23 protein-coding genes are annotated in these 21,582 nt (G+C 60.7%); 17 read left to right on the top strand and 6 right to left on the bottom strand.

Annotated elements, in window-relative coordinates; all coding sequences use genetic code 11:
* Positions 1 to 63: 63 nt before the first annotated feature.
* From ahpF to C2U40_RS12400, 3 genes are all read right to left on the bottom strand, one after another.
* The gene (ahpF, locus tag C2U40_RS12410; RefSeq protein ID WP_103827193.1) at positions 64 to 1,644 is read right to left on the bottom strand and encodes an alkyl hydroperoxide reductase subunit F; all 1,581 of its coding nucleotides are present in this window, start codon (positions 1,642 to 1,644) and stop codon (positions 64 to 66) included.
* Between the two features lie 93 nt (positions 1,645 to 1,737).
* Complete coding sequence (gene ahpC, locus C2U40_RS12405) at positions 1,738 to 2,304, bottom strand: alkyl hydroperoxide reductase subunit C (protein WP_011705621.1); 567 nt, start codon at positions 2,302 to 2,304, stop codon at positions 1,738 to 1,740.
* A gap of 662 nt (positions 2,305 to 2,966) precedes the next feature.
* A complete protein-coding gene (locus C2U40_RS12400; RefSeq protein ID WP_011705622.1) occupies positions 2,967 to 3,413 on the bottom strand; it encodes a CBS domain-containing protein in 447 nt (148 codons plus the stop codon).
* 212 nt (positions 3,414 to 3,625) lie between these two features.
* Here C2U40_RS12400 and queA point away from each other — a divergent pair, with 212 nt between their 5' ends.
* The 7 genes from queA to nlpI all read left to right on the top strand — a co-directional run bounded on the left by queA (position 3,626) and on the right by nlpI (position 10,621).
* Positions 3,626 to 4,693, top strand: a complete 1,068-nt coding sequence (gene queA / locus C2U40_RS12395) for a tRNA preQ1(34) S-adenosylmethionine ribosyltransferase-isomerase QueA (protein WP_103827192.1) — start codon at positions 3,626 to 3,628, stop codon at positions 4,691 to 4,693.
* Between the two features lie 70 nt (positions 4,694 to 4,763).
* Positions 4,764 to 5,900, top strand: a complete 1,137-nt coding sequence (gene tgt, locus C2U40_RS12390; protein ID WP_010634306.1) for a tRNA guanosine(34) transglycosylase Tgt — start codon at positions 4,764 to 4,766, stop codon at positions 5,898 to 5,900.
* Between the two features lie 50 nt (positions 5,901 to 5,950).
* Positions 5,951 to 6,286, top strand: a complete 336-nt coding sequence (gene yajC, locus C2U40_RS12385; protein ID WP_011705624.1) for a preprotein translocase subunit YajC — start codon at positions 5,951 to 5,953, stop codon at positions 6,284 to 6,286.
* Between the two features lie 18 nt (positions 6,287 to 6,304).
* Positions 6,305 to 8,158 carry a protein translocase subunit SecD gene (secD, locus tag C2U40_RS12380; RefSeq protein ID WP_011705625.1) on the top strand — a complete coding sequence of 618 codons (1,854 nt, stop codon included), beginning with the start codon at positions 6,305 to 6,307 and terminating at the stop codon, positions 8,156 to 8,158.
* 9 nt (positions 8,159 to 8,167) lie between these two features.
* On the top strand, positions 8,168 to 9,115 hold the full coding sequence (secF, locus tag C2U40_RS12375) for a protein translocase subunit SecF (protein ID WP_016350392.1): 948 nt from the start codon (positions 8,168 to 8,170) through the stop codon (positions 9,113 to 9,115).
* A gap of 99 nt (positions 9,116 to 9,214) precedes the next feature.
* On the top strand, positions 9,215 to 9,583 hold the full coding sequence (locus C2U40_RS12370; RefSeq protein WP_017410225.1) for a rhodanese-like domain-containing protein: 369 nt from the start codon (positions 9,215 to 9,217) through the stop codon (positions 9,581 to 9,583).
* A 90-nt stretch (positions 9,584 to 9,673) separates the two neighbouring features.
* Positions 9,674 to 10,621 carry a lipoprotein NlpI gene (gene nlpI, locus C2U40_RS12365; RefSeq protein WP_280940144.1) on the top strand — a complete coding sequence of 316 codons (948 nt, stop codon included), beginning with the start codon at positions 9,674 to 9,676 and terminating at the stop codon, positions 10,619 to 10,621.
* Positions 10,622 to 10,738: 117 nt separating this feature from the next.
* On the opposite strand, the gene C2U40_RS12360 is transcribed toward nlpI, so the two are convergent.
* On the bottom strand, positions 10,739 to 11,611 hold the full coding sequence (locus tag C2U40_RS12360; RefSeq protein ID WP_103827191.1) for a U32 family peptidase: 873 nt from the start codon (positions 11,609 to 11,611) through the stop codon (positions 10,739 to 10,741).
* 12 nt (positions 11,612 to 11,623) lie between these two features.
* Positions 11,624 to 12,619, bottom strand: coding sequence for a ubiquinone anaerobic biosynthesis protein UbiU (gene ubiU, locus C2U40_RS12355; RefSeq protein WP_017410222.1), 996 nt, complete (start codon positions 12,617 to 12,619; stop codon positions 11,624 to 11,626).
* 190 nt (positions 12,620 to 12,809) lie between these two features.
* Between ubiU and ubiT the strand changes: the two genes are divergently transcribed.
* Positions 12,810 to 13,349, top strand: a complete 540-nt coding sequence (gene ubiT, locus C2U40_RS12350; protein ID WP_103827222.1) for a ubiquinone anaerobic biosynthesis accessory factor UbiT — start codon at positions 12,810 to 12,812, stop codon at positions 13,347 to 13,349.
* Here ubiT and C2U40_RS12345 read toward each other — a convergent pair.
* Positions 13,296 to 13,712: a hypothetical protein gene (locus tag C2U40_RS12345; protein ID WP_103827190.1), complete on the bottom strand. Its 417-nt coding sequence runs from the start codon at positions 13,710 to 13,712 to the stop codon at positions 13,296 to 13,298. The two genes, ubiT and C2U40_RS12345, sit on opposite strands and share 54 nt — an antisense overlap.
* 179 nt (positions 13,713 to 13,891) lie before the next feature.
* On the opposite strand from C2U40_RS12345, the gene trmJ reads away from it, so the two are divergent.
* The 9 genes from trmJ (at position 13,892) to pepB (ending at position 21,566) form a co-directional block, all read left to right on the top strand.
* Positions 13,892 to 14,617 (top strand): tRNA (cytosine(32)/uridine(32)-2'-O)-methyltransferase TrmJ, encoded by a 726-nt coding sequence (trmJ, locus tag C2U40_RS12340; RefSeq protein ID WP_103827189.1) that lies wholly within the window; start codon positions 13,892 to 13,894, stop codon positions 14,615 to 14,617.
* Positions 14,618 to 14,710: 93 nt separating this feature from the next.
* Entirely contained in the window at positions 14,711 to 15,214 is a 504-nt protein-coding gene (iscR, locus tag C2U40_RS12335; RefSeq protein ID WP_011705634.1) for a Fe-S cluster assembly transcriptional regulator IscR, read from the top strand.
* Positions 15,215 to 15,271: 57 nt separating this feature from the next.
* Complete coding sequence (locus tag C2U40_RS12330; protein WP_005299763.1) at positions 15,272 to 16,486, top strand: IscS subfamily cysteine desulfurase; 1,215 nt, start codon at positions 15,272 to 15,274, stop codon at positions 16,484 to 16,486.
* Positions 16,487 to 16,527: 41 nt separating this feature from the next.
* Positions 16,528 to 16,911, top strand: coding sequence for a Fe-S cluster assembly scaffold IscU (iscU, locus tag C2U40_RS12325; protein WP_005299770.1), 384 nt, complete (start codon positions 16,528 to 16,530; stop codon positions 16,909 to 16,911).
* Positions 16,912 to 16,926: 15 nt separating this feature from the next.
* Entirely contained in the window at positions 16,927 to 17,250 is a 324-nt protein-coding gene (gene iscA / locus C2U40_RS12320; protein WP_011705636.1) for an iron-sulfur cluster assembly protein IscA, read from the top strand.
* Positions 17,251 to 17,372: 122 nt separating this feature from the next.
* The gene (hscB, locus tag C2U40_RS12315) at positions 17,373 to 17,891 is read left to right on the top strand and encodes a co-chaperone HscB (protein WP_016350399.1); all 519 of its coding nucleotides are present in this window, start codon (positions 17,373 to 17,375) and stop codon (positions 17,889 to 17,891) included.
* A gap of 28 nt (positions 17,892 to 17,919) precedes the next feature.
* On the top strand, positions 17,920 to 19,767 hold the full coding sequence (gene hscA / locus C2U40_RS12310; protein WP_049049100.1) for a Fe-S protein assembly chaperone HscA: 1,848 nt from the start codon (positions 17,920 to 17,922) through the stop codon (positions 19,765 to 19,767).
* Position 19,768: 1 nt separating this feature from the next.
* Positions 19,769 to 20,107 carry an ISC system 2Fe-2S type ferredoxin gene (gene fdx, locus C2U40_RS12305; protein ID WP_005299781.1) on the top strand — a complete coding sequence of 113 codons (339 nt, stop codon included), beginning with the start codon at positions 19,769 to 19,771 and terminating at the stop codon, positions 20,105 to 20,107.
* Positions 20,108 to 20,264: 157 nt separating this feature from the next.
* The gene (gene pepB / locus C2U40_RS12300) at positions 20,265 to 21,566 is read left to right on the top strand and encodes an aminopeptidase PepB (RefSeq protein WP_103827188.1); all 1,302 of its coding nucleotides are present in this window, start codon (positions 20,265 to 20,267) and stop codon (positions 21,564 to 21,566) included.
* The last annotated feature ends 16 nt before the right edge of the window (positions 21,567 to 21,582 follow it).

Genomic DNA, 21,582 nt, shown 5'->3' with positions numbered 1-21,582 from the left:
ACGGGTGCGTAGCAACAAAAAAAGCCGACTCAGTGAGTCGGCTTTTTGTTCATCTGGTCGCTATCAGGCGGTGACGGCGTCAGCTTTGGTCGCTTCCGGCGCCGGATTGCGAATGAGGTAATCAAACGCTCCCAGTGCGGCGGTCGCCCCGGCGCCCATGGAGATGATGATCTGCTTGAACGGCACCGTGGTGGCATCCCCTGCGGCGTAGACGCCGGGCAGGGAGGTGGCGCCCTTGGTGTCGATCTCGATCTCGCCAAAGCGGGTCAGGGCCACTTCGCTCCCTTTCAGGAACTCGGTGTTCGGCACCAGACCGATCTGGACGAAGATACCCGCCACCGCCAGATGCTTGATCTCGCCGGTGGTGCGATCTTCGTAATCCATGCCCACCACCTTGCTGCCATCACCGATCACTTCGGTGGTGCGGGCGCTCATGATGATGTCGATGTTGCCCATGGAGCGGGCCTTCTTCTGCAATACCTCGTCGGCACGCAGGGTGTCGGCGAACTCCACTACTGTGACGTGTTCGACGATGCCAGCCAAGTCGATGGCTGCCTCGATGCCGGAGTTACCGCCCCCGATCACCGCGACCCGCTTGCCCTTGAAGAAGGGGCCGTCACAGTGCGGGCAGTAGGCCACGCCCTTGGTGCGGTACTTGAGCTCGCCCGGCACGTTCAGATCGCGCCAGCGGGCACCGGTCGCCAGGATCACGGCGCGGCTCTTCAAGGTGGCGCCAGAGGCGAGATCCACGTTGACGTAGCCATCCTTGCTGATGGCGGCGGCGCGCTGCTCGGTGATCACTTCCACGCCGTACTGCTTGACGTGCTGCTCCAGGCTCGCGGCCAGCTTGGGGCCTTCGGTGTAGGGCACGGAGATGAAGTTCTCGATGCCGACGGTGTCCATCACCTGGCCACCGAAACGCTCGGCGACGATGGCGGTGCGAATGCCTTTGCGAGCGGCATAGATGGCGGCGGCGGCGCCAGCCGGGCCACCACCGACGACCAGTACGTCGTAAGGGGCTTTTGCGCTCAGCTCTTCAGCTTTGCGTTCGGCGGCGCCAGTGTCGAGCTTGGCGACGATCTCTTCGAGCGAAATGCGGCCCTGGCTGAACGGCTGACCGTTCAGGTAGACGTTCGGTACCGCCATGATCTGACGCTCGTTGACCTCGTCCTGGAACAGGGCACCGTCGATCATGGTGTGGGTGATGCCGGGGTTCAGGGTCGCCATCAGGTTCAGCGCCTGCACCACGTCCGGGCAGTTGTGGCAGGAGAGCGAAATGTAAGTCTCGAAGTGGAACTCGCCCTTGAGGTTGCGGATCTGCTCCTGCACGGCCGCATCGGCCTTGGAGGGGTGACCGCCGCTTTGCAGCAGGGCAAGGACCAGGGAAGTAAATTCATGACCCATGGGGATGCCGGCAAAATGAACGCGCGGGGCCTGGCCCTTCGGCGCGACGCTCATGGAAGGCTTGCGGGCATTGGTGCCAGAGGTCTGGGTAATCTTGGGGGACATCTCGGCGATCTCGCCGGCCAATGCCAGCAGTTCGGCGGATTTGTCGCTGTCATTGCCGGACACGCTGATCTCGATGGGATTGACGATGTACTGCAAGTAACCGTTGAGTTGTTGTTTGAGGTTGGTATCCAACATCTTCGAATTCCTTCTTTTGATTGCGGGTCGGCGTTGTGTCAGGCCAGAAAGCAGACCGGCCCTTGAGTGGGCCGGTCTTCAGAGCGGGGAGGCTTAGATTTTGCCTACCAGATCCAGGGACGGGGCCAGGGTGGCGTCGCCTTCTTTCCACTTGGCCGGGCACACTTCACCCGGGTGAGCGGCAACGTACTGGGCAGCCTTGACTTTGCGCAGCAGTTCCAGGGCGTCACGGCCGATGCCGCCGGCGTTGATTTCAACGATCTGGATGATGCCTTGCGGGTCGATGACGAAGGTACCGCGGTCAGCCAGACCAGCTTCTTCGATCATCACGCCGAAGTTGCGGGTGATGGTGCCGGTCGGGTCGCCGATCATCGGGTACTGGATCTTCTGGATGGTGTCAGAAGTGTCGTGCCAGGCCTTGTGGGTGAAGTGGGTGTCGGTGGAGACGGAGTAGATCTCGACGCCCAGCTTCTGGAATTCGGCGTAGTTGTCGGCCAGGTCGCCCAGCTCGGTCGGGCAGACGAAGGTGAAGTCAGCCGGGTAGAAGAACACCACGGACCACTTGCCTTTCAGGTCAGCGTCAGACACCTGAACGAATTTGCCATTGTGGTAGGCGGTGGCGTTGAACGGCTTGATTTCAGTGTTGATGTAGGTAGACATGTATTTGCTCCTTGGTGATGTACATATGCCCGTCTGGGTTTGAAGAGTCGTGCCGGACGAGGCGTTTAACTTTCGATGGATTCATCATAGGGACTTTTCCTAATCGATCAAAGCCGCAATTTTGAATCACTTAAATCTACTTATTAGATAAACCATGGCTGCTGTACCTAACATGAATATCGCCGGCATGCCGGGATAACTCCTTGTCGAGATTCAACATCTGTGCGCGGCTTCGGCTTTTCAAGGGGGCGGGTGGCAGTCTGCCAACCGCAGAGAGGCGGTGCTTCTGCCACCTTGCAATATGCAGGCGCCAGCACGCACGGGGCGAGGGGAGGGGGAAACGCGCAGATAAAAAAATCCCGGCGTCGTCGCAAGGACAAGGCCGGGTCATCAAACAAGGAATGGCTATATAAACAAAAGCTTTACAGCAAAGACTAACTACGGGGTGTGCAAACTTGCAGACATATGAGAGGAAGAGGACGGGTGCACAATCCCTCGTCTTCCGCTCGGCAACTATTGCATGACGGTCATGATAGTGTGATGCAGATCACAAAGCAAGGTTATGGTGTAATTTTTCAATCAAAATGAAAGGGTTTCAGCTTTATTGCCGATCAAGTACGCTGAAAACGCTTTTATTGTAATTTTATTACATGAAATTGAGATCAAAAGTCGCCAGGCGGCTCCTGCTCCTCCATCAGTTCCAGCAGGTTGATGGCGACGGCAATGAAGTCCGACTCGGTGACGATGCCGATCAACTTGCGCCCTTTGAGTACCGGCAGGCAGCCGTATCTGTGTCGTTGCAGGTAGAGCGCCGCCTCCTTGATGCCGGCGTGGGGATCCACGCTCGCCACCTGACGGGTCATGATCTCGTCGAGCTGCACGCTGTCGGTGAACTCCGCCTCCCGCTCCGGATTGATCAGCAGCAGTTTGGACTCGCGGGTGGCCAGGATGTCGGAGAGGGTGACCAGGCCCAGCAGATGATGCTGTTCGTCAACGATGGGGATGTGGCGGATCCGCTCCTGCTGCATCAGATCCATCGCCTGTTTGACGCTGTTTTCCGGACCCAGGGTGAAGGGGTGTTCAGTCATGATCTCGGATAGGGTCATCATGGTGGGCCTCCTTGTGTATCTGCTTTCACCCTAGCCCAGCCCCCCTCAGCAAAACATGATCAGGGTCAATACAAAACCTTAAAGGTTTTTTAACTGGCCCTGCTTCACATAATTGCTCGCTATCCCTTGTCTCCCTTGGGTTTTTGGTCTTTTGGGTTGCCTTGGAAGAAGGGGATAACTAGACTAGCCGCCGATTCCCCCCGAGGTGAAAGATGCAAGTATCCGATTTTCATTTTGATCTGCCAGACGAGCTGATTGCCCGCTATCCCATGACGGAACGTACCGCCAGTCGTCTGTTGCAGCTCGATGGTCAAACTGGCGCACTGCGCCACGGTCAATTTGTGGATGTGCTGGACCAGCTCAACCCCGGCGATCTGCTGGTGTTCAACAACACCCGTGTCATTCCGGCGCGCATGTTTGGCCAGAAGGCCAGCGGCGGCAAGCTGGAGGTGCTGGTGGAGCGGATGCTGGGCGAGCACAGCGTGCTGGCTCATGTGCGCTCTTCCAAATCGCCCAAGCCCGGTACCCGGCTCATTCTGGATGGCGGGGCCGACGGCGAGAAAGTCGAAGCCGAGATGCGTGCCCGTCACGATGCCCTGTTCGAGATCCACTTCCTCGACCCCCGCCCTGTGCTGGAGATCTTGGAAGCCATCGGCCACATGCCGCTGCCCCCTTACATCGACCGTCCCGATGAGGATGCCGACAAGGAGCGCTACCAGACCGTCTATAACCAGAAGCCGGGTGCCGTGGCGGCGCCGACTGCCGGCCTGCACTTTGACGAGCCGCTGCTCGAGAAAATTCGTGCCAAGGGGGTGGAAACGGCGTTCGTCACCCTGCACGTCGGGGCGGGCACCTTCCAGCCGGTGCGGGTGGACAAGATTGAAGATCACCACATGCACTCGGAGTATGCCGAGGTGCCGCAGGAGGTGGTGGACGCCATCGCCGCGACGCGCGCCCGTGGTGGCCGGGTGATTGCGGTGGGAACCACCTCGGTGCGATCGCTGGAGAGCGCGGCCAAGGTGACCCTGGCTCAGGGCAAGCCGCTGGCGCCGTTCTTCAGCGACACCGACATCTTCATCTTCCCCGGTTACCAGTTCCAGGTGGTCGATGCCATGGTCACCAACTTCCATCTGCCGGAGTCGACCCTGATCATGCTGGTCAGCGCCTTTGCCGGCTACGACAACGTGATGGCGGCCTACCAGGCGGCTGTGGCCGAGCAGTACCGTTTCTTCAGCTACGGGGACGCCATGTTCGTCACCCGTCGCCGGGCGCAGGCATAAGCCACGCCCTTTATACCGGGCCCTCGGGCCCCCTACTGTCAGACTGTTTCTCTGACGCAACGAGGTAGCAATGAAATTTGAACTGAAAACCACTGACGGTCGTGCCCGTCGCGGCCAGCTGGTATTCGAGCGTGGCACCGTGCAGACCCCGGCCTTTATGCCGGTCGGCACCTACGGCACCGTCAAGGGGATGACCCCGGAAGAGGTGCGTGAGACCGGCGCCCAGATCCTGCTTGGCAACACCTTCCACCTCTGGCTGCGGCCGGGGCAGGAAGTGATGCGCGCCCACGGCGATCTGCATGACTTCATGAACTGGCAGGGCCCGATCCTGACCGACTCGGGTGGTTTCCAGGTGTTCAGCCTGGGGCACATCCGCAAGATCACCGAGGCGGGGGTGCACTTCCGTCACCCCATCAACGGCGAGAAGATCTTCCTCGACCCCGAGAAATCCATGGAGATCCAGTACGATCTGGGCTCCGACATCGTGATGATCTTCGATGAGTGCACGCCGTACCCGGCCACTTACGAAGAGGCGCGCAAGTCCATGGAGATGTCCCTGCGCTGGGGCAAGCGTTCGCGCGACAAGTTCGATGCGCTCGGCAACAAGAACGCCCTGTTCGGCATCATCCAGGGTTCCGTGTACGAAGATCTGCGGGATGTGTCGCTGGACGGTCTCTTGGAGATCGGCTTCGACGGCTACGCGGTCGGTGGTCTGGCGGTGGGTGAACCGAAAGAGGACATGCATCGCATCCTCGAGCACGTCTGCCCGAAAATCCCGGCCGACAAACCGCGTTACCTGATGGGCGTGGGTAAGCCGGAAGATCTGGTGGAAGGGGTGCGCCGCGGTATCGACATGTTCGACTGCGTGATGCCGACCCGCAACGCCCGCAACGGCCACCTGTTCACCACCGACGGGGTAGTCAAGATCCGCAATGCCAAGTATCGCGAGGACACCAGCACCCTGGATGCCGACTGCGATTGCTACACCTGCAAGAACTACACCCGCAGTTATTTGTACCATCTGGACAAGTGCAACGAGATCCTCGGTGCCCGTCTGAACACCATTCACAACCTGCGTTATTACCAACGTGTGATGCAGGGTTTGCGGGACGCGATCGAGCAGGGTAAATTAGACGACTTTGTAACTGAGTTTTACCGTCGGCAAGGGAAGCCCGTGCCTCCGTTAGCTGAAAATGACGTGAAATAACAACGATATATAAGCTAGTTTTCAAATCTACATCAATAAGAGGTTGTTAAATGAGCATTATCTCCAAGGCGTATGCAGAAGGCGCAGTTCCGGGTGCACAGGGTGGTGGCATGGAAATGATCATCATGCTGGCCGTATTCGGCCTCATCTTCTACTTCATGATCTATCGCCCCCAGGCCAAGCGCGCCAAAGATCACCGCAACCTGATGAGCTCCCTCTCCAAGGGTGACGAAGTACTCACTTCCGGTGGCCTGGTCGGCAAGATCGCCAAAGTATCCGCCGACAGCGAATACCTGGTGCTGGCCCTGAACGATCAGACCCAGGTCACCATCAAACGTGACTTCGTCTCTGCCGTTCTGCCCAAGGGTTCTATCCAGTCCCTCTAATCTCCCGAGGAGCACAGCGTGTTAAATCGCTATCCGCTGTGGAAATACCTGATGGTGGTCGTGGTGATCGCCATCGGTTTTCTATATGCAGCCCCCAATCTTTACGGCGAAGACCCGGCCTTGCAGATCTCTGCCAGCCGGGGGGCCGAAGTCAAGCTGGACACCCTTGACCTGGTGAAGGAGACGCTCGATGCGGCTCAGATCCCGGTCAAGCATGCGGCGTTCGAGCATGGCTTCATCCTGGTTCGTTTCAAAAATACCGAAGAGCAGCTCAAGGCGCGCGACATCGTCGCCAACAAGCTGGGCGACAACTTCATTACCGCTCTCAACCTGGCCCCTTCCACGCCTGCCTGGCTCGAAGCCATCGGCGCCAACCCGCTCAAGCTGGGTCTGGACCTGCGTGGCGGTGTGCACTTCCTGATGGAAGTGGACATGGCCGAGGCGCTGACCAAGCAGCAAGAGCAGATGGTGCAGGATTTCCGCTCCGAGCTGCGTACCCAGAAGATCCGTTATTCCGGCGTGCGCCGGGCCGGTGATCAGGTACAGGTGCTGTTCCGTGACGAGGCCGATCAGGCCAAGGCCATCTCTCACCTGCGTCGTCAGAACCCGGATCTCACCTTCACCACCGAGCAGAAAGGGGACGAGTTCGTCCTGCTGGCCGGCCTGAGTGAAGCCAAGATCAAGGAAGTGAAGAAGTACGCCCTCGAGCAGAACATCACCATCATCCGCAACCGGGTGAACGAGCTGGGCGTGGCCGAGCCGCTGGTACAACAGCAGGGTGCCGAGCGCATCGTGGTGGAGCTGCCCGGTATCCAGGACACCGCCCGTGCCAAGGAGATCCTGGGCGCGACCGCGACCCTGGAGTTCCACATGGTCGATGAGACCGCCGACATCCAGGCCGCGGCCGATGGCCGGGTGCCGCCAAGCTCCAAGGTCTACAACGATCGCAACGGGCGTCCGGTGGTGCTGCAAAAGCGCATCATCCTGACCGGTGACCACATCGTGGGTGCCCAGTCCGGTTTCGACGAATACAGCCGTCCCCAGGTCAACATCAAGCTTGATGGCCAGGGTGGCAACAAGATGGCCAACTTTACCAAGGACAACGTTGGTAAGGGCATGGCGACCGTGTTCATCGAATACAAGCCGGTCGGTCAGCCGGGTCCGGATGGCAAGCGCAAGTTCCGCAAGCAGGAGGAGGTGATCAACGTCGCCACCATCCAGTCGCGCCTTGGCAGCCAGTTCCGCATCACCGGCATCGACAACGCCAACGAAGCCCACAACCTGGCGCTGCTGCTGCGTGCCGGTGCGCTGATCGCCCCGATCCAGATCGTGGAAGAGCGCACCATAGGCCCGAGCCTGGGTCAGCAGAACATCGACAGCGGTATGGAAGCCATCGGCTGGGCCATGCTGGTGATCGTGCTGTTCATGGGGATCTACTACCGTGCGTTCGGCTGGGTGGCCAACATCGCCCTCACCATGAACCTGGTGCTGATCGTCGGTATCATGTCGATGATCCCGGGGGCCACCATGACCCTGCCGGGCATTGCCGGTATCGTCTTGACGCTGGGTATGGCGGTGGATGCCAACGTGCTGATCTACGAGCGTATTCGTGAAGAGATCCGCAACGGTCGTGGGGTGCAGCAGGCCATCCATCTGGGCTTTGATCGGGCGTTCTCGACCATCGCCGACTCCAACGTCACCTCGCTCATCACCTGTGTGATCCTGTTCGGTATCGGTACCGGCGCCATCAAGGGCTTCGCCCTGACGCTGGGGATTGGTCTGAGTGCTTCCATGTTTACCGCCATCACGGTCTCCCGCGCCATCATCAACCTGGCCTGGGGTGGACGGCGCCTCGACAAGCTGCCGATCTAAGGAAGAGACATGTTTCAGATTCTACATTTTGAAAAGCCCATTCCCTTCATGCGCTATGCCAGGCCGGGTGTGGTCTTCTCTACCCTGCTGATGGTGATCTCCCTGTTCTTCCTGTTCGATCGGGGCCTGAACTGGGGTCTGGACTTCACCGGTGGTACCACCATCGAGGTGGGTTTCCAGCAGTCGGTGAGCCTGGACAAGGTGCATCAGGTGCTGGATGAGCAGAAGATTGAAGGGGCGACCCTGCAACACTTCGGCTCCAGCCGTGACGTACTGTTCCGCCTGACCCCGAAAGAGGGGGTCAAGGTGGAGCAGCAGGGCAACGAGGTGCTGGCGGCGGCCAAGCTGATCGATCCTGCGGCCGTGCTCAAGCGCGTCGAGTTCGTCGGCCCCTCCGTGGGCGACGAGCTGGCGACCGACGGTGCGCTGGCCATGCTGGCCTCCATCATCTGTATCCTGATCTACGTGGCGGTGCGCTTCGAATGGCGTCTGGCCATGGGGGGTATTCTCTCCCTGGTGCACGACGTGGTGATCACCCTCGGCGTCTTTGCCTACTTCCAGTACGAGTTCGACCTGACCGTGCTGGCGGCATTGATGACCCTGGTGGGTTACTCCCTGAACGACACCATCGTGGTGTTCGACCGGTTGCGGGAGAACTTTCGCAAGGTGCGCAAGGGGGATACCGAGTACATCCTGGATCTCTCCATGACCGAGACCCTGAGCCGGACCATCATCACCTCGGGGTTGACCTTCGTGGTGGTACTGGCGCTGCTGCTCAAGGGCGGTCCGCTGATCCACGGTTTCTCGGTGGCCATGGTGATCGGTGTCGCCTTCGGTACCTACTCCTCCATCTATGTGGCGAGCTCGTTCGCCATGTTCTTCGGGGTCAAGCGGGAGCACATGCTGCCGACCCAGGTGGAAAAAGAGGGCGCGGATCAGCAAGAGATCCTGCCGTAAATGACAAGGGCGCCGCGAGGCGCCCTTTCTCTTATCGTCCGGGTGAGTCATTATGACGGTTTCACCCACGGCTGTTGGCCAACAGGCAAGGAGCAAGCCATGCAACACAATCCCCGTTTTCTGGCACTGGTAGAGGCCATTCGTCCCCATGTACAGGAGACCGACGTGCACCAGATCAAACGCTGGCAGGATGAGGGGCGTACCTTTCACCTGGTCGACGTGCGGGAAGAGAGCGAGTGGGCCAGGGGCCATCTGCCGGGGGCGACCTACCTCGGTCGTGGCGTGATCGAGCGGGACATCGAGACCCGTTACCCGGATCCCGACACCGAGCTCTACCTCTATTGTGGTGGCGGATTTCGCTCCATTCTGGTGGCGGAGAACTTGCAGAAGATGGGCTACGGCCGGGTGGTCAGCGTCGATGGTGGCTTTCGGGGCTGGTGTGATGCCGGATACCCTGTCGAATCCTGATTTATTTGAGGGAGAGAGGCTCAGCCACATGACAAAGTGTCGGCTGACCTTTACCATATGCCGGGTCAAGCGTAAGCGTCGGAGTGTTCATTGAACGTCAGGAAAGGGATTGGATACCTCCTTGGTATCCTGTTGCTGCTCCCCATGTGGGGTTGCAGCAGTAGCAGTCAGGTTGAAGCGCCTCAAGTTCCCAAGCCGCAACCCGCTTCACTGGTATTGGCGACCCCCCTGCAGGTCTCTTACCAGAGCGAGTTGGCGTTGGCGCGACTCGGGCAGATGCTCAGTGAGATGGAATTGACCACGGAGCAACGGGCTGAACTGTTTTATGAGCGTGCTGTCGTGTTTGACCGGGTAGGCTTGCGCTCCCTGGCGCGGCTGGATTTCAACCGCGCCTTGCGGGAGAAGCCGGATTTTGCCGAAGCCTACAACTTCATCGGTGTCTATCTGGTGCAGCAGCAGAATTATGACGAGGCCTACGAGGCATTTGATTCCGCCCTCGAGCTGGCTCCCGATTATGACTATGCCTACCTGAACCGTGGCATTGCGCTCTATTACGGCAATCGTCCCGAGCTGGCCGCGGCCGATATGAAGCGCTTCTACGAGGCGCAGCCGGAAGATCCCTATCGGGTGATCTGGCTCTATCTGGCCGAACAGAAGCTCAATGCACCGGCCGCCATGAGCCGGATGCGCGAGCGGCTCAACAAGTATGATGACGATGCCTGGAACTGGGATCTGGTGCGCCTCTATACCGGCGAACTCAATGCAACCCAGTTGATGGGCAATGTGGTGAAAGGGGTGAAGGACAACCGGGAGCTCGCCGAGCGCCTGTGCGAAACCTACTTCTACCTCGGCAAGTTTGAACTGGCCAAGGGCAACCGTAAGGAAGCCATCAGCTACTTCAAGCTGGCGCTCGCCAACAACGTGTATGACTTCATCGAGCACAGATATGCCCTGCTCGAACTGGAGCTGATGGCGCGCAAACCCCTGCCGCCCGGTGCCCAGAGTGCCCAGGGCAAGAGCAGCAAGCAGGCATCTTGAGCTTGTCCTGTTGCCGGTTGGAATGATGTAGAAAAGGCCTCATTGCGAGGCCTTTTTGCTGTCCGGGTGTCAGACGCGACGGTGTGAGTCACCCTCGGCAGATGGTATGCCGCCGGCTCACTGCGCCAGCATCATGCCGGGGATCTGGCGCCAGTAGCCGTTGCAGTCGCGCTCCTGCTGCAGGGGCAGGGGAGCCTGGCCCTGCTGGTTGGCCTTGAAGCGGTCCAGCATCGTCAGGGTGTCCAGCCCCTCGGGGGAGAGGCGCACCACATCGACCAGCCCCTCCATCCCGGCCAGATCGTTGCCCAGGTTGTAGCAGTAACCGGACTGGGTCTGGATGCCGTTGAGGTTGAACACCTTCTGCCCCTCGCGGCTGCTGGCAAGCCGGCCGGTGGGGTAGTCGATGCAGGCCAGTTCGCAGTTGTCCTTGGGCCGGTCGAGGGAGCGGGCGGTGAAGCAGCGCGCCGAGTAGGCGAGCGGCAGGTGGCCGTAGGCGAACACCTCCACCTCGAACTGCTGGCGGGCACTGCCCAGATCCTGATTGAGCTGCACCAGCCAGTCGCGGGAGAGCTCCACCGGCATCACCCAGCGCTGCATCCCCTGTGTGAGCAGCATGCGCAGCACGTCGGCATTGTAGGCGTTGATGGCGGGGCCGCAGACGAACGGCAGCCCGGCTTCGCTGGCGAGCTGGACAGCCCCCAGATCATTGGCCTCGATCATCAGTTCGCCGTTGTCGACCAGTCGCTTGACCTCCTTGAGCTCGGAGGGGGCGGAGATGAGCGCCAGCGTGGAGAGCACCGCCTGCTTGCCCGAGCCGGCCACCTGACGGGCGAGGGCAATCCAGTCGTCCACTTTCAGTTCACGGCGCTTGCTGCAGACGGTTTCCCCCAGATAGACGATGTCGGCCTGGCTGGCGGCCGCCGCCTGATAGAAGCCCTGGGTGTCGGCCTTGGGCCAGTAGAAGAGCAGGGGGCCGAGAGAGAATTTCATGAACAGGGCTCCTTATTGCCACTGGCGATGGTAGGCACCGAGGGTGGTCTGGCTCCCCTCGGAGACGCGGGCGAGCTGGGCATCCCACTCGGCCTTGACCTGATAGGCCTCCGGATTGGCCTGATAGGCGTCGATGGCGGCGCGCCAGACCCGGGTGACTTGCTCCACGTAGGCGGGGCTGCGTTGGCGTCCCTCTATCTTGACCGACTGGATACCGGTCTGGAACAGCTCGGGCAAGAGGCCAAGGGTGTTGAGGCTGGTGGGCTCCTCCAGCGCGTGGTAGGTCTGGCCATCCACCTCGAAGCGGCCCTTGCACAGGGTCGGGTAGCCGGCGTTTTCCCCCGGGCCGTAGCGGTCGATCAGCACCTCGTTGAGGCGAGACTCGAGGCCGCTCGGGGTTTCTTCCCAGCGCACGAACTTGGCCGGTGAGCAGGCACCGACGGTATTGGGGCTCTCGCCGGTCATGTAGGAGGAGAGGTAGCAGCGCCCCTCCGCCATGATGCAGAGGCTGCCGAAGGCGAACACCTCGAGGCCGACGTCGGTCTCGCGGGCCAGCTGCCTCACCTGATGCATGGAGAGGACGCGGGGCAACACCACCCGACCGACGTTGAAGTGCTGCTGGTAGAAGCGGATGGCGGCGGCGTTGGTGGCACTGGCCTGCACCGAGACGTGCAGCTCCAAATCCGGGTAACGGCGGCTGGCATAGTCGAGCACGGCGAGGTCGGCGATGATCAGGGCATCGGCCCCCAGTGCGGCGCCCTTGTCCACCGCTTGCTGCCAGCGGGCATCGGAGCCCGGGTGGGCGAAGGTGTTGATGGCGATGTGCAGTTTGCGGCCATGCTGGTGCACATAGTCGACCGCTTTCTCCAGCTTGCTGTCGGTGAAGTTGAGCCCGGCGAAATGGCGGGCATTGGTGTCATCCTTGAAGCCGATATAGACCGCATCGGCCCCGTTATCCACGGCTGTTTTCAGTGCCGGCAAACTGCCTGCCGGACAGAGTAATTCCATCGGGTACGCTCCGAGAGGGCAAAAAATGCAAAAGTGGCCCGATTGTATTCACCGGCGTCCTTCCACTTTTTGACCTGAGGCAGCTTTGTGTGGCTTTACCCTTCTTGAGGTAAGTGGGCACAAGTTTGATTTCCAACAGGATCATGGCTGCGGCCCTGTGCTTGAATGCGCAAAAAACTGGGAGTTTATCGTGTTTCAACAACTGCAACGTCGCCTGGTCGAACAGGCTCCCCGCATTCTGCGCCATCCTCTCAAGCTGGTGCCATTTTCCTTGCAGCAGAGCCTGATGGAGCGCCTGCTGGCCAGCGTGTTCAAAGAGGCCATCGCAGATGGCGACTTTGAATTTCTGGCGGGCAAGTGGCTCAAGGTGGAAGTCTCGGATCTGGAGCTGTGCTGGTTCATCAGCGAGCAGGATGGCAAGCTGGTGGTGGCTCGCCATTGCGAACAGGCCGATGTCTGTTTCAGCGGCACCACCAACGATCTCATTCTGATTGCCGGGCGCAAGGAAGATCCCGACTCTCTCTTTTTCCAGCGCAAACTGAAGATTGAAGGGAACACCGAGCTGGGTCTGGAGGTGAAAAACCTGATGGACAGCCTGGATCTGGACGGTTTGCCAAGCCTGGTGCGTTATCCCTTGCTGGATCTCGCCACCTTCATCGAGCGGGCGAAGACGGGATCAGCGCAAGAGGCGCACTCTGCGCCGGCGGGTGGGGTTGCGCCTCAGCTGTGAGACCAGCCCATCGGCATGGTGGCGGTAGTGATTGCGGGCCCACAGGCAGCGACAGGCCCACAGGCAGGGCAGCAGAGCCAGCAGGGCGCCGGCGCTGGGAAGGCGCGATAGCAGCAGACCCAGCGCCAGCCAGATGAACGGCTGGGCTTCGTAGAGCCACTCCGGCTGGAACCAGCGTTTGGTCGGGAAGATGACCAGATCGGTACGCCGATAGCTGGACCGCATCATCCAGACGGTGGCGCCTGCGACAAACAGCAAGGTACCCGCCAGCCAGAGCAGCGGGGAGTGGCTGAGCAGGATGATGCCGACCGCCATCAGCAGATAGCAGACCGGCAACCTCTCATAAAGCCAGCGTGGGCACATGTTGCCTCCACTTTTCACCTTCCCATCCTTCAAGTCTAGCCAGTCAGCGCACCCGCCTCATACCGCTTTGTTCTGCAAAACGGCGTCATTGTTGTGAATTGGCGCGCCATTTACGGTGCCAAAATAGCGATTGGCTATGTTACAATTGCGCGCCATTTTTGACTGAAGATTGACTGGGCATGTTGGATCAGATTCGTATCGTGTTGGTAAACACTTCTCACACCGGCAACATGGGCTCTGCGGCGCGCGCCATGAAGACCATGGGCTTGAGCCAGATGGTACTGGTTGATCCGCAAGCACAGCCCGATGACAACGCCTATGCGCTGGCCGCCGGTGCCAGCGATCTGCTGGCCAATGCCCGTATCGTGTCGACCCTGGATGAAGCCATTGCGGATTGTGGTCTGGTCATCGGTACCAGTGCCCGCTCCCGTACCCTGAGCTGGCCCATGCTCGACCCTCGCGAAGCGGGCGAGAAGCTGGTAACCGAGGGGATGCAGCATCCGGTGGCGCTGGTATTTGGCCGTGAACGCACCGGCCTGACCAACGACGAGCTGCAAAAGTGCCACTACCACGTGGCCATTCCGGCCAACCCGGAGTACAGCTCTCTCAACCTGGCCATGGCGGTGCAGACCCTCTGCTATGAGGTGCGAATGCACTGGCTGCAGCAGGAACAGATCGGCGAGACCGACATGGCGGTGGATTATCCCAGCGCCGAGCAGCTGGAAGGCTTCTATCAGCACCTGGAGCAGACGCTGCTCAAGACCGGCTTCATCGCCGATGATCATCCGGGGCAGGTGATGAGCAAGTTGCGCCGCCTGTTCAACCGGGCTCGTCCGGAGGCGGTGGAACTCAATATCTTGCGCGGCATTCTGACCTCGGTGCAAAAACCGAGACCGCAGGATTAAACCCGACTGGATTACTCAACCAAATACTTGACTGATTTAGTCGGGTATGTGACCATATGCTCATATTGATTGGTTCGCAAAACGGTAAGGCATATGAGACTGACCTCAAAAGGACGTTACGCTGTGACTGCCATGCTCGACGTGGCGTTGCATGCAGAGCAGGGGCCCGTGCCCCTGGCTGATATTTCGGAGCGCCAGGGCATCTCCTTGTCCTATCTGGAGCAGCTGTTTGCCCGCCTGCGCAAGCATGGCCTGGTGAGCAGCGTGCGTGGCCCGGGCGGCGGTTATCGCCTCGGTCTGGCGCCGAATGCCATCTCGGTCGGTCAGGTGATCACCGCGGTCGACGAATCGGTGGATGCCACCAAGTGCCTCGGCAAGGGCGGCTGCCACGGCGGCACCCAGTGCCTCACTCACTCCCTGTGGCGTGACCTGAGCGAGCGGATCTCCAGCTTCCTGGGGGACATCACCCTGGCCGAGCTGGTTGATCAGGCCGATGTGCGCCGGATTGCCGGCAAGCAAGATGAACAAATGAAAACCGTGTTGTCCCTGGTAGACCGGGCGGAACGCGGCGATGTGAGCTTGAAAGTCCAACTATAAACAAACGTGCTTTCCACAGCTGGTCGATGTATGACCCTGGCTGTAACGGAGAAAAACATGAAACTGCCTATTTACCTTGATTATTCGGCAACCTGTCCGGTGGACCCGCGTGTCGCAGAAAAAATGATGCAGTGTCTCACCATGGATGGCCTGTTTGGCAATCCAGCTTCCCGTTCCCACCGCTTTGGCTGGCAAGCCGAAGAGGCGGTCGATCTGGCCCGTAATCAAGTGGCAGAGCTGATCGGTGCCGACCCGCGCGAGATCGTCTTCACCTCCGGTGCGACTGAATCCAACAACCTCGCCATCAAGGGCGTTGCCCATTTCTACGCCGGCAAGGGCAAGCACATCGTTACCTCCAAGACCGAACACAAGGCGGTACTGGATACCTGTCGCCAGCTGGAGCGTGAAGGCTATGAGGTAACCTACCTCGAGCCGATGCCCAATGGCCTGTTCACCCTGGAACAGATCGAAGGCGCCCTGCGTGATGACACCATCCTGGTCAGCATCATGCATGTCAACAACGAGATCGGCGTGGTGCAGAACATCGCCGCCATCGGCGAGCTGTGCCGTTCCCGCAAAATCCTGCTGCACGTGGATGCAGTACAGAGCGTGGGCAAAATCCCGGTCGACGTGGAAGCGCTCAAGGTTGACCTGCTCTCCATGTCCGCCCACAAGGTATACGGCCCGAAAGGCATTGGTGCCCTCTACGTGCGCCGCAAGCCGCGTGTGCGCCTGGAAGCCCAGATGCACGGTGGTGGCCATGAGCGCGGCATGCGTTCCGGCACCCTGCCGACTCACCAGATCGTCGGCATGGGCGAAGCCTTCCGCATCGCCAAAGAAGAGATGGTGAGCGAAGGTCAGCGCATCATGGCCCTGCGTCAGCGTCTGTGGGACGGCATAAAGGATATCGAAGAGGTCTACATCAACGGTGACCTGGAACAGCGGGTACCGGGCAACCTCAACGTCAGCTTCGCTTATGTGGAAGGGGAATCCCTCATCATGGCGCTGAAGGATCTGGCGGTCTCTTCTGGCTCTGCCTGTACCTCGGCCAGCCTGGAGCCCTCCTACGTGCTGCGCGCACTGGGCCTGAACGACGAGCTGGCGCACAGCTCCATCCGTTTCAGCATGGGTCGCTTCACCACCGAGGAAGAGATTGATTACGCAATCAAGCTTATCCGTGACTCCATCGGTCGTCTGCGCGAGATGTCTCCCCTGTGGGAGATGTACAAGGACGGCGTCGATCTGAACACGGTCGAATGGGCTCATCACTGATCTGCGGGATCGGTGTTCAACGGAATTAGCAGGAGTTAGATATGGCTTACAGTGAAAAAGTAATCGACCACTACGAGAACCCCCGTAACGTAGGCGGCTTCGACAAGAACGATCCCAGCATCGCTACTGGCATGGTCGGTGCACCGGCCTGTGGTGACGTGATGAAGCTGCAGCTGAAGATCAGCGACGACGGCATCATCGAAGATGCCAAGTTCAAGACCTACGGTTGTGGTTCCGCCATCGCCTCCAGCTCCCTGGTGACCGAGTGGGTCAAGGGCAAGACCCTGGATGAAGCTGCCGGTATCAAGAACACCGACATCGCCGAAGAGCTGGCGCTGCCGCCGGTGAAGATCCACTGCTCCATTCTGGCCGAGGATGCCATCAAGGCCGCCATCGCCGATTACAAGCAGAAGAAAGGTCTCTAAGGTCAGGAGCGCAGTATGGCCATTACCATGACAGATGCCGCAGCGGCACGGGTTTCCTCGTTTCTGACCAACCGGGGCAAGGGCATCGGCCTGCGCCTCGGCGTCAAGACCACCGGCTGCTCGGGTCTTGCCTATGTGCTCGAGTTCGTCGATGAGCTGGCAGATGAAGATCAGGTATTCGAGCAGGATGGGGTCAAGATCATCGTCGATGCCAAGAGTCTGATCCACCTGGATGGCACCGAACTGGATTTCGTCAAGGAGGGCCTCAACGAGGGCTTCCAGTTCAACAACCCCAACGCCAAGGGCGAGTGTGGTTGCGGCGAAAGCTTCAGTGTCTGAGATGTGTGCAACACATGATCGCTTGTCCGTTGAACTGGCCGGCCACGGCCGGTTCAACCATGCCGCTTCGCCCACCTGAGCGCGAGCGGCATGGGGGCAGCATCAGTGTCTAAGAGGTCTGCATGAATTATTTCGAGCTGTTTGGGCTGGTTGAAGGCTTCGAGCTCGATACCCGTCAGCTGGCAGAGACCTACCGCCAGTTGCAAACCCAGTTTCATCCCGATCGTTTTGCCACCGCCCCCGAGCGGGAGCAGCTGGCTGCGGTGCAACGTGCCGCCCAGATCAACGATGCCTTCACTACCCTCAAGGCGCCCCTGCGCCGAGCCGAGTACCTGCTCTCCCTGCGTGGCACCGAACTTCGTGGCGAGCAACAGACGTTGCAAGATACCGCGTTTCTGATGCAGCAACTGGAGTGGCGCGAGCGGCTGGCCGACCTGAAAGGGGAGACTGACCCTGAGCGTGCCATCAAGGATTTTCGCCAGGAGATCAGGCATGATCACCAGTTGTTGATGCAGCAGCTGACCCAGGCCCTCGCCACCGGCGAGGATCCGCGAGCGGCTGATTGTGTTCGCAAACTCAAGTTTGTCGACAAGCTCCTCGAGGAGCTGGAACGATTCGAAGACTCGCTGTTCGAGTCTTGATCCTTTAACGCTGGAAGTTTGATTACCCATGGCATTACTGCAAATCGCCGAGCCCGGCCAGAGCGCCGCACCTCATCAGCACAAACGTGCCGTTGGCATCGATCTTGGCACCACCAACTCGCTGGTCGCCGCCGTGCGCAGCGGTCAGGCCGATACCCTCTGCGACGAGCAGGGGCGTGATCTGCTGCCCTCCGTCGTGCATTACCAGGCTGACACCATCCGGGTCGGCGTCGATGCCAAGCGCGAGGCCGCCCTCGACCCCCACAACACCATCGTTTCCGCCAAGCGGATGATGGGCAAGGCGCTGGCCGACATCGATACCCGCCAGCAACCCTATCAATTCGTGGCGGCCGACAACGGCATGCCGCAACTGCAGACCCGTCAAGGGCTGGTCAACCCGGTTCAGGTCTCGGCCGAGATCCTCAAGAAACTGGCCGAGCGGGGCGCTGCCGCCCTGGGTGGCGATCTCGACGGCGTGGTCATCACAGTGCCCGCCTATTTCGATGACGCCCAGCGCCAGGGCACCAAGGATGCGGCCCGCCTGGCCGGCCTGCACGTGCTGCGCCTGCTCAACGAACCGACCGCCGCCGCCATCGCCTATGGCCTCGACTCCGGTCAGGAAGGGGTGATCGCCGTCTACGATCTGGGTGGCGGTACCTTCGATATCTCCATCCTGCGCCTGCATCGCGGGGTGTTTGAAGTGATGGCCACCGGTGGCGATTCGGCCCTGGGCGGCGATGATTTCGATCACCTGCTGGCAGACTGGTTGAAAGAACAAGCCGGTTTGACTGGCGAGCTGGATGCCCGTCTGCAGCGCGAGCTGCTGGATGTGGCCGCCGCGGTCAAACACGGTCTGACCGACGCCGACGCCGTTCCCTGCACCTTTGCCGGCTGGCAGGGCTCTGTCACCCGCAGCCAGTTTGACCAGCTGATCCAGCCGCTGGTCAAGCGCACCCTGCTGGCCTGCCGCCGCGCCCTGCGCGATGCGGGGCTCGAGCAGGAGGAGGTGCTGGAAGTGGTGATGGTCGGTGGTTCGACCCGAGTGCCGCTGGTGCGCGAGCTGGTGGGCGAGTTCTTCCAGCGTCCGCCCTTGACCAGCATCGATCCCGACAAGGTGGTGGCCATCGGAGCCGCCATCCAGGCCGACATCCTGGTGGGCAACAAGCCTGACGCCGAGATGCTGCTGCTGGACGTCATTCCGCTCTCCCTGGGTCTTGAGACCATGGGCGGCCTCGCCGAGAAGGTGATCCCGCGCAATACCACCATTCCGGTGGCCCGCGCCCAGGAGTTCACCACCTTCAAGGATGGCCAGACCGCGATGGCGATCCACGTGGTGCAGGGCGAGCGCGAGCTGGTGGCCGATTGCCGATCCTTGGCCCGCTTCACCCTGACCGGTATACCGCCCATGGCGGCGGGGGCGGCCCACATCCGCGTCACCTTCCAGGTGGATGCGGACGGTCTGCTGTCGGTCAGCGCCATGGAGAAATCCTCCGGCGTGCAGGCCGAGATCCAGGTCAAGCCCTCCTATGGACTGGGTGAGGATGACATCCTCAACATGCTGAGCGCCTCCATTGCCAACGCCCAGCAGGACATGGACGCCCGCATGCTGGCCGAGCAGCAGGTCGAGGCCGACCGTGTAGTCGAGAGCCTCAACGCCGCGCTGGCCGCCGATGGCGAGGCTTTATTGAGCCCCGCCGAGCGGGCCGAGCTGGATGCCGCCATCGCCCATCTGCTGACCATGCGCAGCACGGGCACCACCAACCAGATCAAAGAGGCCATCGAGGCGGCGGACGCTGCCAGTGGCGAGTTTGCAGCCCGCCGGATGGATGCCTCCATCCGCAAGGTGCTGACCGGACAAAACGTCAACAAGGTGTAATATGCCAAAACTGATTATTCTGCCCCATCCCGAGCTCTGTCCGGACGGCGCGGCCCTCGAAGGCGCGACCGGTGAAACCATTCTGGACATCGCGCTGCGCAACGGCATCGAGATCGAGCACGCCTGCGAGAAGTCCTGCGCCTGCACCACCTGCCACTGCGTGGTGCGGGAAGGCTTCGACTCCCTCGAGCCGAGCGACGAGCTGGAAGACGACATGCTGGACAAGGCGTGGGGGCTGGAGCCGGAATCCCGTCTCAGCTGCCAGGCCAGACTGGCGGACGAGGATCTGGTGGTGGAACTGCCCAAGTACACCCTGAATCTGGCGTCTGAGCGCCACTGATGACCCCTTAATTACACATGAGTGAATTGCGCGTGCAGCATCTCGTGGTGCAGTAATGATATGGTGAAGGCCGTGACCCTTGAGGGAGCGGCCTTTTTTGTGCCCGTGATTTCCCTATTCGTTGATGAAAGTGCCAATAAAAAGGAAGCAAGAGAACATGGCTGACATGATGAACGTACGGTTGTCTTCCCAGGCTGCCGCCGCCCACTGGGGCGAGGGTGCCCTGCTCAGTTTCAACGGCGACGAAGCCCATCTCCATCTGGGCAGCGGCCAGGAGAAGGAGGCGCTGCGCGCCATCCAGCGCGCTGCCAGACGCCTCGAGTCGAGCGGTATGAAGCGCATCAAGCTGGTGGGTGAGGGCTGGAATGGGGAGCGTCGCTACGCCTTTGCCCAGGGCTTCTATGCCGCCAAGGGGGTTCGCGAGCTTGATTTCGGCGAGCAGAGCGACCAGGAGGCCGTCGAGCTGGCGGCTTTGCTCAAAGCGACCCGCTGGGTGCGTGAAGTGACCAACGGCTGCCCGCAGGAGATCTACCCCATGAGCCTGGCGGAATCCGCCCTGCTGCTCATCCGCAGTCTCGCCGGTGACAAGGTGACCGCCCGTATTACCGCCGGGGAGGCGCTGCAGGAGGCCGGTCATATCGGGATCTGGTCGGTGGGCCGCGGCAGCGAGCGCGAGCCGGTGCTGCTGGAGCTCGACTACAACCCGACCGGGGATGCCAATGCCCCCGTGCTGGCGGCGCTGGTGGGCAAGGGGATCACCTTCGATTCTGGCGGCTACTCCATGAAGTCCTCCGACAACATGCTGCCGATGAAGTCCGACATGGGCGGCGCCGCCATGGTGACCGGCGCGCTGGCGCTGGCCATCAGCCGCGGCCTGAACAAGCGGGTCAAACTCATCCTCTGCTGCGCCGAGAACCTGGTCTCCGGCCATGCCTTCAAGCTCGGTGACATCCTTACCTATCGCAACGGCATCTCGGTCGAGATCCAGAACACCGATGCGGAAGGCCGCCTGGTGCTGGCTGACGGCCTGCTGGCCGCGAGCGAAAGCGGGGCTGCCTATATCCTCGACGCCGCTACCCTGACCGGCGCCGCCAAGACCGCGCTGGGTCGCGACTACAACGCCGTGTTTGCCCTCGATGAGGCCGAGCAGGCACGTGCGCTGGCAGCCGCCAAAGCCGAAAACGAGCAGGCCTGGGCGCTGCCGCTGGAGCCCTGGCATGCGGGCCAGCTCACCTCCGCCTTTGCCGAGCTGGGCAACGTGGCGTCCGCCGAAGGCACCGCAGGTGCGACTACGGCGGCAGCTTTCCTGTCGCGCTTCGTGCGTGACGAAGGCAAGGGCTGGGTGCACCTGGATCTGGCAGCCTCCTATCAAAAATCGGGCAATGACCTGTGGGCGACCGGTGCCAAGGGCCACGGTCTGCGCACCATCGCTCGCTGGTTGCAGGAGGTGAGTGAATGAGAGTCTGGCTGAATCA

It is taken from the genome of Aeromonas sp. ASNIH4, assembly GCF_002934425.1.
Lineage (GTDB): Bacteria > Pseudomonadota > Gammaproteobacteria > Enterobacterales > Aeromonadaceae > Aeromonas > Aeromonas hydrophila.
Note: the sequence above shows the minus strand (reverse complement) of the source record. Positions and strands in the feature narration are given on the sequence as shown.

Excerpts from the sequence above, each read along its gene's own strand:
- ahpF (WP_103827193.1), bottom strand. The coding sequence starts at position 1,644 with ATGTTGGATACCAACCTCAAACAACAACTCAACGGTTACTTGCAGTAC.
- ahpC (WP_011705621.1), bottom strand. The coding sequence starts at position 2,304 with ATGTCTACCTACATCAACACTGAAATCAAGCCGTTCAACGCCACCGCC.
- C2U40_RS12400 (WP_011705622.1), bottom strand. The coding sequence starts at position 3,413 with ATGATGACCCTATCCGAGATCATGACTGAACACCCCTTCACCCTGGGT.
- queA (WP_103827192.1), top strand. The coding sequence starts at position 3,626 with ATGCAAGTATCCGATTTTCATTTTGATCTGCCAGACGAGCTGATTGCC.
- tgt (WP_010634306.1), top strand. The coding sequence starts at position 4,764 with ATGAAATTTGAACTGAAAACCACTGACGGTCGTGCCCGTCGCGGCCAG.
- yajC (WP_011705624.1), top strand. The coding sequence starts at position 5,951 with ATGAGCATTATCTCCAAGGCGTATGCAGAAGGCGCAGTTCCGGGTGCA.
- secF (WP_016350392.1), top strand. The coding sequence starts at position 8,168 with ATGTTTCAGATTCTACATTTTGAAAAGCCCATTCCCTTCATGCGCTAT.
- C2U40_RS12370 (WP_017410225.1), top strand. The coding sequence starts at position 9,215 with ATGCAACACAATCCCCGTTTTCTGGCACTGGTAGAGGCCATTCGTCCC.
- C2U40_RS12360 (WP_103827191.1), bottom strand. The coding sequence starts at position 11,611 with ATGAAATTCTCTCTCGGCCCCCTGCTCTTCTACTGGCCCAAGGCCGAC.
- ubiU (WP_017410222.1), bottom strand. The coding sequence starts at position 12,619 with ATGGAATTACTCTGTCCGGCAGGCAGTTTGCCGGCACTGAAAACAGCC.
- C2U40_RS12345 (WP_103827190.1), bottom strand. The coding sequence starts at position 13,712 with ATGTGCCCACGCTGGCTTTATGAGAGGTTGCCGGTCTGCTATCTGCTG.
- trmJ (WP_103827189.1), top strand. The coding sequence starts at position 13,892 with ATGTTGGATCAGATTCGTATCGTGTTGGTAAACACTTCTCACACCGGC.
- iscR (WP_011705634.1), top strand. The coding sequence starts at position 14,711 with ATGAGACTGACCTCAAAAGGACGTTACGCTGTGACTGCCATGCTCGAC.
- C2U40_RS12330 (WP_005299763.1), top strand. The coding sequence starts at position 15,272 with ATGAAACTGCCTATTTACCTTGATTATTCGGCAACCTGTCCGGTGGAC.
- iscU (WP_005299770.1), top strand. The coding sequence starts at position 16,528 with ATGGCTTACAGTGAAAAAGTAATCGACCACTACGAGAACCCCCGTAAC.
- iscA (WP_011705636.1), top strand. The coding sequence starts at position 16,927 with ATGGCCATTACCATGACAGATGCCGCAGCGGCACGGGTTTCCTCGTTT.
- hscB (WP_016350399.1), top strand. The coding sequence starts at position 17,373 with ATGAATTATTTCGAGCTGTTTGGGCTGGTTGAAGGCTTCGAGCTCGAT.
- hscA (WP_049049100.1), top strand. The coding sequence starts at position 17,920 with ATGGCATTACTGCAAATCGCCGAGCCCGGCCAGAGCGCCGCACCTCAT.
- fdx (WP_005299781.1), top strand. The coding sequence starts at position 19,769 with ATGCCAAAACTGATTATTCTGCCCCATCCCGAGCTCTGTCCGGACGGC.
- pepB (WP_103827188.1), top strand. The coding sequence starts at position 20,265 with ATGGCTGACATGATGAACGTACGGTTGTCTTCCCAGGCTGCCGCCGCC.